The 13,992-nt window shown below is 50.4% G+C and carries 14 protein-coding genes; 9 read left to right on the top strand and 5 right to left on the bottom strand.

Features of this window, described 5'->3' with window-relative positions; translation table 11 throughout:
• Nucleotides 1-17: 17 nt before the first annotated feature.
• On the top strand, nucleotides 18-1,532 hold the full coding sequence (locus tag M1D61_RS16245; protein ID WP_458119686.1) for a cobyric acid synthase: 1,515 nt from the start codon (nucleotides 18-20) through the stop codon (nucleotides 1,530-1,532).
• Nucleotides 1,533-1,810: 278 nt separating this feature from the next.
• Here the strand turns inward: M1D61_RS16245 and M1D61_RS16240 are convergent, their stop codons facing one another.
• Nucleotides 1,811-3,505, bottom strand: a complete 1,695-nt coding sequence (locus tag M1D61_RS16240; RefSeq protein WP_458119685.1) for a methyl-accepting chemotaxis protein — start codon at nucleotides 3,503-3,505, stop codon at nucleotides 1,811-1,813.
• Between the two features lie 508 nt (nucleotides 3,506-4,013).
• On the opposite strand from M1D61_RS16240, the gene M1D61_RS16235 reads away from it, so the two are divergent.
• Nucleotides 4,014-5,411 (top strand): L-cystine transporter, encoded by a 1,398-nt coding sequence (locus tag M1D61_RS16235; protein ID WP_458119684.1) that lies wholly within the window; start codon nucleotides 4,014-4,016, stop codon nucleotides 5,409-5,411.
• 288 nt (nucleotides 5,412-5,699) lie between these two features.
• Nucleotides 5,700-6,458, top strand: coding sequence for a queuosine precursor transporter (locus M1D61_RS16230; protein ID WP_458119683.1), 759 nt, complete (start codon nucleotides 5,700-5,702; stop codon nucleotides 6,456-6,458).
• 186 nt (nucleotides 6,459-6,644) lie between these two features.
• On the opposite strand, the gene M1D61_RS16225 is transcribed toward M1D61_RS16230, so the two are convergent.
• A complete protein-coding gene (locus tag M1D61_RS16225; RefSeq protein WP_458119682.1) occupies nucleotides 6,645-7,733 on the bottom strand; it encodes a M24 family metallopeptidase in 1,089 nt (362 codons plus the stop codon).
• Nucleotides 7,734-7,900: 167 nt separating this feature from the next.
• Between M1D61_RS16225 and M1D61_RS16220 the strand changes: the two genes are divergently transcribed.
• Complete coding sequence (locus tag M1D61_RS16220) at nucleotides 7,901-8,026, top strand: hypothetical protein (RefSeq protein WP_458119681.1); 126 nt, start codon at nucleotides 7,901-7,903, stop codon at nucleotides 8,024-8,026.
• Nucleotides 8,023-8,478, top strand: a complete 456-nt coding sequence (locus M1D61_RS16215) for a hypothetical protein (RefSeq protein WP_458119680.1) — start codon at nucleotides 8,023-8,025, stop codon at nucleotides 8,476-8,478. The genes M1D61_RS16220 and M1D61_RS16215 overlap by 4 nt, the downstream gene beginning before the upstream one ends.
• 241 nt (nucleotides 8,479-8,719) lie before the next feature.
• Here M1D61_RS16215 and M1D61_RS16210 read toward each other — a convergent pair whose 3' ends face one another.
• Nucleotides 8,720-9,238, bottom strand: coding sequence for a DinB family protein (locus tag M1D61_RS16210; RefSeq protein WP_458119679.1), 519 nt, complete (start codon nucleotides 9,236-9,238; stop codon nucleotides 8,720-8,722).
• A 316-nt stretch (nucleotides 9,239-9,554) separates the two neighbouring features.
• Between M1D61_RS16210 and M1D61_RS16205 the strand changes: the two genes are divergently transcribed.
• The 3 genes from M1D61_RS16205 to M1D61_RS16195 are packed head-to-tail and all read left to right on the top strand — an operon-like array spanning nucleotide 9,555 to nucleotide 11,426.
• Nucleotides 9,555-10,529, top strand: a complete 975-nt coding sequence (locus M1D61_RS16205; RefSeq protein WP_458119678.1) for a DUF4261 domain-containing protein — start codon at nucleotides 9,555-9,557, stop codon at nucleotides 10,527-10,529.
• An 8-nt stretch (nucleotides 10,530-10,537) separates the two neighbouring features.
• On the top strand, nucleotides 10,538-11,035 hold the full coding sequence (locus M1D61_RS16200) for a hypothetical protein (RefSeq protein WP_458119677.1): 498 nt from the start codon (nucleotides 10,538-10,540) through the stop codon (nucleotides 11,033-11,035).
• A 19-nt stretch (nucleotides 11,036-11,054) separates the two neighbouring features.
• Nucleotides 11,055-11,426 (top strand): hypothetical protein, encoded by a 372-nt coding sequence (locus M1D61_RS16195; RefSeq protein ID WP_458119676.1) that lies wholly within the window; start codon nucleotides 11,055-11,057, stop codon nucleotides 11,424-11,426.
• 146 nt (nucleotides 11,427-11,572) lie between these two features.
• On the opposite strand, the gene M1D61_RS16190 is transcribed toward M1D61_RS16195, so the two are convergent.
• On the bottom strand, nucleotides 11,573-11,995 hold the full coding sequence (locus M1D61_RS16190; protein WP_458119675.1) for a threonine/serine exporter family protein: 423 nt from the start codon (nucleotides 11,993-11,995) through the stop codon (nucleotides 11,573-11,575).
• A 42-nt stretch (nucleotides 11,996-12,037) separates the two neighbouring features.
• Nucleotides 12,038-12,760: a threonine/serine exporter family protein gene (locus M1D61_RS16185; protein ID WP_458122533.1), complete on the bottom strand. Its 723-nt coding sequence runs from the start codon at nucleotides 12,758-12,760 to the stop codon at nucleotides 12,038-12,040.
• A 408-nt stretch (nucleotides 12,761-13,168) separates the two neighbouring features.
• On the opposite strand from M1D61_RS16185, the gene M1D61_RS16180 reads away from it, so the two are divergent.
• A complete protein-coding gene (locus M1D61_RS16180; protein ID WP_458119674.1) occupies nucleotides 13,169-13,885 on the top strand; it encodes a DUF4241 domain-containing protein in 717 nt (238 codons plus the stop codon).
• Nucleotides 13,886-13,992: the final 107 nt, after the last annotated feature.

The raw sequence follows: 13,992 nt of genomic DNA, 5'->3' as shown, positions 1-13,992 counted from the left end.
CAAAAGGAGACAGCTGCATGAGAAGGTCGATCATTATGCTGCAGGGAACAGCATCGGATGTGGGAAAAAGTGTGATTACTACAGCGCTCTGCCGTATCTTTACCCAGGACGGATGGGACACGGCGCCTTTCAAATCCCAGAATATGGCCAATAACTCCTATGTAACTGTAAACGGAAGGGAAATCGGTCGGGCCCAGGGCGTGCAGGCCGAAGCTTGCGGCAAACTCGCTACGACCGATATGAACCCAATTCTGATCAAGCCTGTCCGGGATATGCATTCACAGATTGTAGTACATGGACAGCCCTATGCACAGATGAGCGCATGGGATTACCGGCAAGATTTTCTGCCGCAGGCCCGTACGCTGGTGATGGAGGCGCTGAATCGGCTGCGCGATCAGCATGAGATGGTGGTGATGGAGGGGGCAGGCAGTCCGGCAGAGATCAATCTCAAGGACCGGGATATCGTCAATATGAATCTGGCCGGCTGGGCGGATGCGCCGGTGCTGCTGGTCGCGGATATTGACCGGGGCGGTGTATTCGCTGCGATCGTCGGCACGCTGGAGCTGCTGGAACCCCATGAACGCAGCCGGGTCAAAGGCTTCATTATCAACAAATTCCGCGGTGATCTCGCCCTGCTGCAGCCCGGACTCGACTGGCTGGAGCGGCGTACCGGCATTCCGGTCATCGGCGTGCTGCCGTACGAGGAGAATCTGTATCTGGAAGCGGAAGATTCTGTTGTCCTGCAGCGCAAACCGAGCCGTCCGCTGCTCGGCCGTGAATTGGATATTGTTGTTATTCATTATCCGCGCATCTCCAACTTCACAGATATGGACCTTCTGGAAGCCGAGCCGGATGTATCGGTGCGTTATGTAGATCATGAAGACCAGCTCGGCGATCTGGAATTTCTGCAGGAAAGGGGATTGACCCGCACGATCAGCGAACTGCACGCCCGGCGAGCCGTACAGCTGGTCGGCATCTGCGGCGGCTATCAGATGCTGGGACAGACGCTGCACGACCCGGCCGGCTATGATTCGCCGGTTCCAAGAACCGCCAAAGGACTCGGCTTGCTGCCGATATCGACCGTATTTGCTGCATCCAAAACGACCGTGCATGCAGAAGGTCATCTGACCGTTGCAGGTCGGCTGCTCCTGCAAAAGACAGATGAAGAGCAGCTGACTATTCCCGTAAAAGGATACGAGATCCATATGGGCACCACAACCGTAGAATCTGGAGCCAATGTACAGTCCTTGTTCCACCTGCACCGCATAACCGATCACCACCCGACTGCTATTAAAGACGGTTGCATCTTGCCTGATGGGTCGGTCTGGGGAACGTATCTGCATGGCGTATTCAATAATGACCGACTGCGTCGCAGCTGGCTCAATTCCCTGCGACAGGTCAAAGGACTGGAGCCGCTGAACGAGAGCATTCACGGACAAACCCGACGCGAGGAAGCCTTTGACCGCCTGGCCGACACGGTACGCAAGCATCTGGATATGGAGCGTATCTATCATATTGCAGCCGGTCGCTAAGGCCTGTATAATCGCAATTCTATAGTTTACCTGTTTATTTGCTGCGTTAATCTCCAGGCTTAACCGAAGGGCATGCCCTTATTCCTTTCTGAAGCGGATGAAGCGACCCGACCAAATGCAGGCACAACCCAAAAAGCGACCTTCCATTCTGCGAAGGCCGCTTTTTGATATTACATATATGATCCAATCATAAATCGAACTCTACATACAACTAACTCTTTACAGCATGATACATGCTATCTGCACAATGAGACCACCATGCTTATGCTCTAGAGCAATCAGCCCACTTTGAACTTGCTGACCGCTGCCTGCAGGGAGACCGCCTGTTCGTTCAATTCCTGCATCACTGCGGCATAAGCAAACATTTCCGAAGACTGGCGTTCGGTATTTTTAGCGATACCTTTGATATTACTGAGTGCCTTCTGGGTGATTTCGGCTGTCTCATCGACTGAAGCGCTGACCTGCTCGGAGCTGGCGGACATCTCCTGGGTAGCAGCCGAGGTGGATTGTACGGTCATATTCACCTGCTGCATCAGCTCGACCAGCTGGTTAAAGGCTTCGCCGGCCTTGTGCACCAGCTGGCTGCCGGATTGTACTTCCTGGCTGACCCGGTTCATCGACTCGGTGGATTTCAGTGATTCCTCGCGAATCGATTGCAGTGCAGACTCGATCTGGTGGGCAGCGCCACGGGACTGATCAGCGAGATTGCGTACCTCGGCGGCGACGACGGCGAATCCGCGTCCATGCTCACCGGCACGTGCTGCTTCGATCGAAGCATTGAGCGATAGCATCTGAATCTGCTTGGTGATCTCGCCGATCGAGAGCAGGATCTGGCTGATCGCTTCGGAGCTGTCAATCAGCGTCTGCACAGACTGGCGTGTATCGGTAACGACCTGTTCAACAGAACTCATCTGCTGAATTGCGTTCTGGGCCATATCATTACCGGCGACTGCACTATCTGAAGCCTGTCCGATCTGATCCGAAATGTCGGCTGTAGACGATGCGATATGTTGGATACCATTCGTAATTTCTTCCATTGCACGTGCATTTTCGGTGGAGGAGGTGGCAATCATGGTACTTCCGCCTTCAATCGTGCTGATGGACTCGACAGAGCTGTCGACCATTTTATGCATTTTGTTGATTCGTGAAGTCAGTGCTTCGGTACCCATGGATACTTTTTCCGAGCTATTCAGTACATGATTGACCATAGCGCGCAGATTCTCGGTCATCAGGCGGAAGCCGCGTGCCAGCTGGGCGATCTCGTCACTGCCGGTCATTTTAATATCCTGCTGCAGATTGCCTTCGGCGACGAGCCGGGTATGACGCACAAGCCGTGCCAGCGGCAGAGTGATTTTACGGCTGAACTTGTAAGCAATCCAGAGGCAGACGGCTACCGACACGATCGCCATTACGAGCGTCATGAGCACCAGATTACGGGTAATGCTGTCGACAAAGCTGGCGTCCATACTGGCAGCGACGAGGATCGAGCTGCCTGGCACACGATAATAATAAGTAACATGCGAGCCGGCATCGGTGGTATACAGATCAGTCAGCAGTTTGCCATCCTTCATCGCCTGCTGAATATTGTTACTCAGCTCGACCGACTGTTCTTTTTTGAAATTTTTGGAGGCATTGGATAGGGCGGTCACGACTGCTTTGTCCTCGTCGACCCGCAGTATGTACAGATTGTCCAGCTCATACGCTTTGAGCTGGGTATCCAGATAGGTCTCCAGCTTCATCGTTTCTCCGTTGTTGCCCTGGGCAGACTGCATGATCTGCGTATTGTCGAGACCTTTGAGAATACCATCCATCGCAATATTCAGCACCTGACGGAACTGGGGAACCACATTGTTGTTGACCACTCCCCGGGTCATAACATAAAAGAAAATACTCATGACCAGACACACTGCGATAATCAGCAGGGCAAAAGTCACCATAATTTTACGGCTGATCGATTGATTAATTCGAAACATGCTGAATCCCCTCTCTCTACCTAACAAGTCTGCAATTCTCTGCTGAAATTCATAATCCAATGACTTTCGCGACTGAGTTTGTCCCCCGACGTAACAATAACTGACGTGGCTTTTACGATACATACTCTTAAGAAGTATAAAGACAGGCTGTAATACATATGTATGTACTATGAGTACCAGATCCCGGTTTTGCTTGACTCCTTTCGACAATATATTAGGCTTATAAACTTGTTCATTTCCGAAAAAATATGAAAATGAGTATTTATAAGCTGAATGAACCATGATAAAAGGCATAAATAATTTCTTATTCTATATCAATTGACCATTGTTTGAATAGGTATTTTTACTTATGAAGCGATAAAAAATAAAAAAAAGTTAAAATAAACAAAATAAAGACGTAAAATCGGATTTACATATCACACTATTAACACTACTTGTTTACTCGGGATTGTGGTAGAATAATAAACGGAATTATACAGATAACTCACAGATTTGAGGGGGAGAAGTAATGAATGTATTTCTCGTTATACTGAATGTACTGATACTGGCTGTACTGATCGGCGTATTGGTCTGGATGCAGAAGAAGCATATTTCCTTTACGAAACGTGTATTCACCGGTCTGCTGCTCGGTATTCTGTTCGGTGCGGCGCTTCAGTTGATTTATACACCGGATTCCGACGTAGTCTCGGATTCGATGGAGTGGTTCAGCCTGGTCGGTAACGGCTATGTGGGTTTGCTGCAGATGGTCGTTATTCCACTGATTATGGTCTCGATTATTATGGCTATTCTCAAATTGAGCGGCCGTCAGAATCTGGGTAAAATCAGCGGTTCCATTCTAGCTGTACTGCTGCTGACGACAGCGATCGCTTCCGCAGTAGGGATCGCTTCCGCACTCAGCTTCAATCTGACCGCCGAAGGCATGCCGATCGGACAGGTCGAGCAGGAGCGTGGAGCGGCGCTGCAGGAACGTCTTGGCGAGGTGGAAGACAAATCGCTTCCGGCCCAGCTGCTGGAATTTATTCCGACCAATCCGTTTGAAGATATGACCGGAGCGCGTCAATCGTCCACACTGGCTGTTGTTATTTTCTCGGCCTTTGTCGGTGTAGCGGCTCTTGGCTTTATGCGTAAAAACCCTGCCCAGGGAGAAGTATTCCGCAATCTGATGGAATCGATCTATGGAGTCGTTATGCGCATGGTCACATTGATTCTGCGTCTGACGCCATACGGTATCCTGGCGCTGATCACCAAAATGGTCGCCACCACGAGCGGACAGGATATTCTGAATCTGTTCAAATTCGTAGTCGCTTCCTATGTGGCGTTGATCGCGATGTTCGTGATCCATATGATTATTCTGGCTATCGGCGGACTCAATCCGGTACAGTATGTGAAGAAGATTATTCCTACTTTGACGTTTGCCTTTACTTCCCGTTCCAGTGCGGCGACAATTCCACTTAACGTGGAGACACAGACTCGCAAACTGGGCGTTTCCGAAGGAATTGCCAATCTATCCGCCAGCTTTGGCGCGACGATCGGGCAAAATGGCTGCGCAGGGATCTACCCATCCATGCTGGCGATCATGATCGCACCGACCGTGGGTATCAATCCGCTGGATTGGCAGTTTATTCTGACTCTGATCGCTGTCGTAACAATCAGTTCACTTGGTGTTGCAGGTGTCGGCGGTGGTGCTACCTTTGCCGCACTGATCGTTCTGTCGACCATGAATATGCCGGTCGCACTGGCAGGTCTGCTCATTTCCGTCGAACCGCTGATCGATATGGGTCGCACCGCACTCAATGTGAGCGGATCGATGACAGCCGGCCTGGTCAGCAGCCGTGTACTCAAGGAACATGACAAAGATATATACAATAACGAAGACCGGGATCTGGATACAGCCGAAGCTTCCTGATTACGAAGCTGATCCTGCAGTCATCTCTAAAGGAAAAAGGAATACAAAGTGAACAAGCATGCCATACGCATCTGATGATGCAGCAGGCATGCCTGTTTTTTTATGGATATCTGGTCTTTTTTTCCCGGGAACAACTGGAAAAAGGGTGGGTGCGCCGTACGTATAGACTGAGCCTGTTTTCCACAATATGTTGGCAATGCAGTATTCCTGTGATAAAGTAGAACAGGTTTTCAATAATATTCCGCGGTTCGTAACCATCCCGCGTCATCAAAACTAGGGGGAAGAGTAGTGTTTAATATAGAATGGGGTATTTTTTTCGTGATCGTGAATTATGCATTATTTACGATCTGCTACAGAATTTTTGGTATCAAGGGGATGTATGGCTGGATCGCGATCGCTGCTATTCTGGCGAATATTCAGGTGATTAAGACCATTGAGCTGTTCGGTATTACGACAACGCTTGGTAATACGATGTATGTGAGTATGTATCTGGCGAGTGATCTGCTGAATGAACGCTTTGGTTCGCGTGTTGCCCGCAGGGCGGTATGGTTCGGATTTTTCACTTTGGTCGTAACGACGATTGTGATGCAGATGGCTATTCGTTTCCAGGTAGCACCAGGCGGAGGCATTGCCGAGGATGCTCAGAATGCGCTGGAGACCATTTTCGGTCCGCTGTCGATTCTGCTGATCGCCAGCCTGTCCGCCTATCTGGTCAGTCAGTTCCTTGATGTTCGATTGTATAAATGGCTGCGCGGTCTTTTTCCGGCTCCGCATCAGCTGTGGATTCGCAATAATGGCAGTACAATGATCAGTTCGTTTGTGGATACGCTCGTTTTTTGCAGCATCGCCTTTCTCGGCATGTACGAATGGTCGGTCTGGCTGGAGATTTTCCTGACGACCTATATTCTCAAATTTGTGCTTACTGCTGCAGGCACGCCTTTCCTGTATCTGGCACGCAGTTTCAAAGTACATGAGGAAGACCGTCCGCTGCTGATCCAGCCGCAGGCAGCGGTTGGGGAAGAGCCGTCAGCCAAGCCGCTGTCCTGACCATAGCGATTGGTAACTGATGTAACAATCATAAGGTGCAGACACCGCCGGGCAGGATAATGAATTTATAAAACCTGACTCTCCTGCTTGATCCAATGAGTCTGCAACAGCAAAAAGACACGCCTCCTGCGTATATTCCATGCGCAGGAAGCGTGTCTTTATTTGCTTCTGGCCGATAGGGAGATATTAGCCAATAACCGTCAGTTCTTTTGGGAAAGAAGACAGTACATCCACACCATCCGCCGTTACGATTACATCATCCTCGATCCGTACGCCGCAGTGGCCCGGTACATAGATACCCGGTTCAACGGTGAATAGTACGCCTTCTTCCAGTACGTTCTCATTGCCGCCGTGTACGGAAGGATATTCATGCGTATCCATGCCCAGACCATGTCCGAGACGGTGGATGAAGCGAGGACCGTAGCCGGCTTCGGTAATTACATCGCGCGCAGCCTTGTCGATCGAGGCAAAAGTAACGCCCGGACGAGTCGCCCGGATCGCCGCTTCATTGGCTGCCAGCACCGTGTTGTAGATGCGCTTCGCCTCCTCATCGACCTCACCTATAGCAAACGTACGTGTGATATCCGACGCATAACCATTGTAAAACAGTCCAAGGTCGAACATGACCAGCTCACCGGATGCCAGCTTGCGTGATCCCGGTACACCGTGAGGCAAGGCCGTATTCGGACCCGACAATACCATCGTGTCAAAAGCGGGTTTCTCGGCACCGAGCTTTTTCATCTGGTATTCCAGTTCGGCGACCAGTTCGATTTCGGTAATGCCGATCTTCACGCTGGACAGCCCACGGCGCAGCACCTCTTCGATTTTGAGGATGGATTCACGCATCCGCTCCACTTCTTCCGGCGATTTGCGTGAACGCATGCTGTTCAGTATACTGCCTACATCGATATAGGAAGCTGCATTCAGCTCCGCAGACAGCTGTTCAAAGCGGGCAACCGACAGGTGTTCCTTTTCCAGACCCAGATTGCCGACATTGCCGCTGATGCAGTGCTTGAGCCGGATGTACGGGTTGTCTGTATCCGTATGGGTCTCGATTCGTTCCACACTGGATACGCTGCGCGCCTTGTCTTCGTCCAGCGCAGGCACCAGCATAAAAGCTTCTTCTCCATCGGGAATAAACAATCCCAGAAAACGTTCATGCGGATCGCTCGCAAATCCGGTCAGATAGTAGACATGCTTGGGATCGGTGATCAGCAGGCTGTCCATACCAGCCTCTCTCATTAATCCACGCAGGGTGGCAATTCTGTCATCCATAGGTGCAGCTCCTTGTCATTGTAAGATGAATAATGCGGATTCTGTAATACCCTTACCCTTGGCGGGCAATATCACTCTTTCTATTGTAGCGGTTAATCCCGTTCAGGAAAAGCCGCAGGTATAATCGAACGGTTAGGTCAGCAGGGCAGGAGGTGGTATAATCGTTCATGATGATAACCGCCTTTGGCATCGGTAAGGAACGGACAATCCGCGAGACCAGCGGCAAAAGGTATCCAAGTAAACGGACTGCAGCCGACAGCCCGGCACAGACCAGGAATGGAGAAAAGTCATGATCAGTCTAATTCCCGAACAAGTCGATTTTCGCATAACGTCTACCGATCTTGAAGTGACCTATACGGAGTCCGGCGGGGTCAGCGTCCGGATCGATATCCAGCAAAGGGGGGATGTAGAGAAGAACCATTACCGCGAGATGCTCTTGCAATTCCGTACGGTAGCAGAGCTGCGATGTGTAACGATGAACTTTTTCGAAATGAATCACGGCCATATCGAAATGCCGTCAGCTCCTGATAATGTATTGTCCTTCTGGAGCAGACACGGCTATCATCCGGAGCCCGGATTGTACCGCGTCGACAATTCCGCCCTCCTCCGCGATAAAGAAAACCTTTTCGATCCCCATCATCGGCTTGGTCTGCAGCATTATCTGATTATAGGCTACGACAGCCATATCGAGGTTATTTCTTCCGGTTATGAATATCGGATGATCGAATCAACGCTGCACATCTAAATGGCTGATTGCTGCCGGTATCCGAAGGCAAGATGCATATATAGTGAGTGCTGCAAGTCATAGCGGCATTTATGAAAATACAGGCATCTGAAATCCCAAATAGCCCGCTCACCCGTCCACCTCACAAGATACAGGAGGCGAACAGGTAACCGGGCAGCTGTCTCTTTTCTTTGAATACTGAGCGCTGCTGCAGGCCGCTTGGAATGCGCAGCACCTGCAAGCGACCAAAGTCGGTCCGGAGTTATCCGGTACTGCCAAGCGCAGCTTGGATTTCCTTCATCTGCTCCAGATGGCGCTGCTCATGAAGCCCGACAAATTCATGCCATTCTTCCAGGGTCAGTGGACCAAATATCGGATGGTTCATCGTTTTGCCGCGCAGATCTTCGCTGCTGGCTGCGGCGATCGTCTCTTCCAGACGACTGCGGGAACGATCCAATCGGGTGCGCAGTTCAGTCAGTGTCAGATGTTTGTCCGCCGGAACGAGTTCGGGAGGGGCAGGCGTATGACGGGAACGGTCCAGTGTCAGATGAAAAGATGGAGTGGATGTAGCCCCGGAAATGGGAGCCGGTGTAGGCTCATTCTGCTGCAGGGTCTGTATCAGCCGATCGGTGATCGCTGTCTCCATCAGGTACAAATGCTCCATGACCTGGGCAATCGTCCACTGGTCGGGACGGGCATGTTCATTCAGTATCGATTCATCCAGCGAATCAGCAAAATCCCAAATCTGTTCGCGGACTTTAATTGTGTTAGGATGCAGCATAAGTATAACCTCCTTCAATAAATAATGTGATATCAAATCAATTGCCGTGCCTCTATCGCACAGCAGAAATAGAATGGGAAAAAATGTAACTCTTTGTAATGAAGAGGATTATATAACATCTGAAGCGAAAATAATAATTGTTCCTGACTTTACATACTTGTACATGCTGATTTTCCCTGAAACAGGGAAGCTCTACAATGACATAAATCGCGCTCATGCCATTTTTGGGTACAATAATTCAGAACAGCTATCATGCGGGTAATAATAGGCTAGCCATCATAGACAGGCAGATGACAAGAGTGAAAGGGGTAAAATAATGACACCGATCAATTCAAATCAACCAGACCCACAGGAGGAACAACAGCGGCTTGAACAGGATTATGGCTATGCGGCCATCTATGCCGCGAAGCTGCTATATAGGCAAAAACCGGTCATCGACCGTGAAGCGCTGTATGCCAAAGTACAGGAATATACCGGCCCGCTGAATACGGCAGACGATCTCGGAGAACAGAAGGAGACACTGGCCGTCTGGGAAGCCAACACTTCTGCAGATGAGAATGGAGAACCATTGGAGGATCATTACCATTTCTTTCATTTAAATCATAAACTGGAATATCAGGAAGGGCCTATGCCTGTTCAGACAGTGCTGATGCCTTCCAAAAATGCGGTACAGCCCGAAGAATACGAGACGGCGATCCAGCAATCCTGGCACTGGCCGGAAGTTGCCGATACGCTCACAGGCTGTACTTACGAGATGATGCTTACCGACATGATGGCCCGGGGAATGCCCCATCAGCGCAGGCTGCCGCTGTTTAATCATGTACTGCGTGCAATTCTGGAAGTCGCTCCCTGCGATGCGGTCTACTACAAGGAGAGCGACAAGCTGGTCGATCCGCAGGCACTCCTGCAGGCATTCAGCCAGAACAATGAATTGTATGGGGCACTGAATATCCGGCTGTATAATATCCAGTCGGACAATGAACGCCGGGAGATGGTCATGGACAGCCGCGGACTGGCTGCGCTGGGGGTGCCGGATGTGCAGTGTCATTTTTACGATATCGAGCCGGCGGAAGTGGCCCAGTTTCTCATGAATACGGCGGAATACCTGTATCACCAGGGGGATATTATAGCGGACGGAGAGACGATCGGCATGCATGAGGATCAGCGCTGGAGAGTGGAACATCAGTATGCGCTGGTTGGGCCGCGCCGGGTGGTACTCGATGTGGATCCGGGAGAAGCCTACTATGCGGGGATGCAGGAGTCGAATCGTTCTTCCCGCAGTCAGGGATAGGCAGCGTCATGGAATATTACAGATTGCGCTTTGAGGAAAGTGACGAGAATTATTATTTTGAAATTGACGATGATCGTACGGTACTGCGTCAGGTCATTGAAGATGAAGATCGCTGGGTCGTATCCAGTCGACCGGATGAAGAGCTTCATTTCTGTCTGTATGATCAGGAGTTTGACCAGAGCATGGACGGTGCGGAAGGCGAAGACATTTCAAAGGAAGAGTTCGAACAGGTATGGGCAATGGCAATGAAGCCTTATCGGAAAGGATGGGAACGGGTCAAATCTCATTACAAAACCGGCGACAAGGTTACCGGTGTGATCGAGGTCATATACCCGCAGGGAATTATTCTGAGTCTGCCAAACGATGCATTTGGCATCGTGGCTGATGATGAATGCGCCCAGTTCGTTCCGACAGAGCATCGCTATCCCGGACATATGCTCAAAACGGTCGTTATCGGTTTTGACGACGTGAATGACTGGGTGAAGTTGTCTTGCCGACCTGCCTGAGCCATCAAGGGGGATATTTATGGAAGCAACAACTATACAGCAATTGCAATTCAAACTGGCCAACAATTCACTGCTGTCACCGGATATGTGGGAGCAGTTCGATGTCGAACGGTATCTGGAATACCGGGATAGTGCGGATTTTGATACGGCCTGGAGTCAGGCGTATCAGCAACTGCGCCGCGAAGGATTGACTCCGGCAGAGGAGGAGCAGGTACAGGAATGGTGTCGCCAGGCCTTTGACCAGGTGCTCCGGGCATCCGGCAGCAGCGAGCTGGCTGCCTATGTGAGCGATGATATGGATCTGATCTTCTGTGCTCATCTGCTTGGCCTGGATCATGCATTTATTCAGGAGCTTGCCGGGCATTATGAACAGGGAGAGCTGCCGGTCTGATGATCCATCAATGGAGCGGATCAAGCATTCTATCATCTGCAGAACAATGCAGTCCCCTGTATAAATCATTTTAAGTCTAAACGATACACATACGCACATACGCGAGTCCCATAAACCAATGCAGGCCAAATACGCCGTGCAGCCCCTTAGCGGGCGGCACGGCGTATCATTTGGTTAAACACTTCGGATAATACGAGTCCAAGCGCAATGGAGCCGGACAGCATAGCCGCCTGCGCAGCCAGCTGGGTCGCTGCGGCATAGTTATTTTCCACAAAGGAACGCATCGCATTATAAGCGAGTCCACCGGGAACGAGCGGGATTACACCGGCTACACTAAAAATAATGACCGGTGTCTTGTAAATGCGTGCAAACACCTGACTGATCCCCCCTACAATAAATGTAGCGACAAGGGTGGCACCGACAGGATCGATATGCTTGTACAGCATAATATAGACGATCCAGCCAAGCATACCGGCTACGCCGCACTGCAGCAAGGAACGTCGTGGTGCATTGAATATAATGCCGAAGCCGGCGGTAGCGATAAAGCTGGTAATTAACTGAGCCAGCATGGTAGGCATAACTTCCTTTCCCGATCTATCGGTTCATTGTGATTAGACGAATGTCAGAATAATAGCGACGCCTGCACCGATGGCAAAGGCGGTAAGCAGTGCATCTGCACCTTTAGAGATGCCGGATACGAGATGGCCGGCCATCAAGTCACGTATCGCATTGGTAATCAGCAGCCCGGGAACGAGCGGCATGACAGACCCGATAATAATTTTGTCGAGTTCATTACCCCAGCCATAACCGATAAACAGCGAGGCCAGCAGACCGATAATAAAGGCAGCGCACAGCTCTGCGAAAAATTTGACCTGAACCCATTTATGCAAATAGAGCATCGTCGTATAACCGGCAAAGCCTGCAACCATAGACGGGATAAAATCACCCCAGCTGCCCTGGAACATAATCGTAAAGCAGCCGCTGGAAATGGCTGCGGCAATCATCTTCATCCAGGGCGCATACTCTGCAGGACCGGCTTCGATCACCTTGAGCAGTAGAAAAGCTTCGGTCGGTGCCAGCTGGTCGCTGCTGATCTGCCGCGAGATCGCATTAACCTGGGCAATTTTGTGCAGATCGGTTGTACGCTCCTGAATACGCGCAAGCCGTGCACTTTCCGCACCGGTAATCGAAAACATGATCGCGGTGGGAGTCACATAGCTGTGCGCGCCCGGCAGTCCGTAGGAGTTCGCAATACGGGTCATTGTATCTTCCACACGGTACGTTTCTGCACCGCTCTGCAGCATAATCTGACCGGCCAGCATGCAGGTATCCATGATCTCATTGATCGCCCTGCTGAAGGTTGTCGATTCTTCCAAACTCGTTCTCCATCCTCTCTCGTGATGACTCATCTATCACATTATGCGCGATACCGGAAAATCATTCAATAACTGTTATATCCACATCAGGCAAAATCACATTTCAAATCCCTTTGTCGGAAAAAGAAGATTTAACGCAGAAACAAAACATAAAGCATCAGTGGCTGTCAATTTCCAAAAACGGATTGGATATTTTTGTGAATATGTCATAAAAACATGTTCCTTCTACCGTTGAGAAGGGTATAATGATACTTAATCTACTATAAAGCGACTGGCGTCATCCTCAATCATCCATAAGTGCACGACGTTATCATACGCGATAGTTGGCGAGGCATATTATCTTAACTGCTGAGGGAGGAAAGAAAGATGGACAAGGTCATACATGAGAGTAAGGTACTGGAAGAAGTGTTCGGGGAAGGTGTTCGCCTGGAACAGGTCAAATTCTGGAGAGGCCAGAGACGTAATCTTGCTTTTTATACCAAGTCTATCGGGGAGCTCCGTGTGACCACAGGTAAAATTGTGGCCGATGATCCGTACAGCCTCATTGAGTCAACCCCATTTGTGCAAGTATTCCCTAAAGGATCTTTCCCTGTCGAGTTGTCAATTGCCCGCATTACCGATCCGGCCGTGTTCAAGGAAGGCCGGGAAGATCTGGTGGATGAGCGTATTGCTTTTGTACGCGTCATGTTCGGCGACGCTCCGGTAGCCCGCTGGGCAGGAGCCGAGCGGGAATTCAGCCCGGATGCTGATCCGAATAATCTGTATGAACAGGCTCGCTGGGGATATGCGGTCGATTCCGGAACCGGAAGTCTGCTGGATGCCAAGGCATACAAGTGGCTGTCCGAGCAGCAGGAACTGGACAACCCCGAGGTGGCCCAGGAACTGATGGATGCATGGGAATCCGCAGCGATTGAATCATTCCGTCCTTCGCGCAGCTGGCTGGTTACCGAATTGGAGACCGGAGACAATATCGCCTTGTTCTCCAGCGGCTTTGGTAATGGTGTATATCACAGCTATATCGGCTATGCTGAGGATGGCAGCCCGGTGCAGCTTGTAACGGACTTTAACGTATATCCGGACTGAGTGTTCAAAAAGGAATAAGAGGAAAACGAAAAGCTTCATGGCAGTCATGCGATGAAGCTTTTCGTTCTTCGCAGAAGAAACCGGCAGTACCTATTGTCCTGGCTTGA

The sequence above is a fragment of the Paenibacillus sp. Z6-24 genome, from assembly GCF_054161335.1.
The sequence above is the reverse complement of the archived record's forward strand: the minus strand, read 5'-3'. Positions and strand labels throughout refer to the sequence as shown.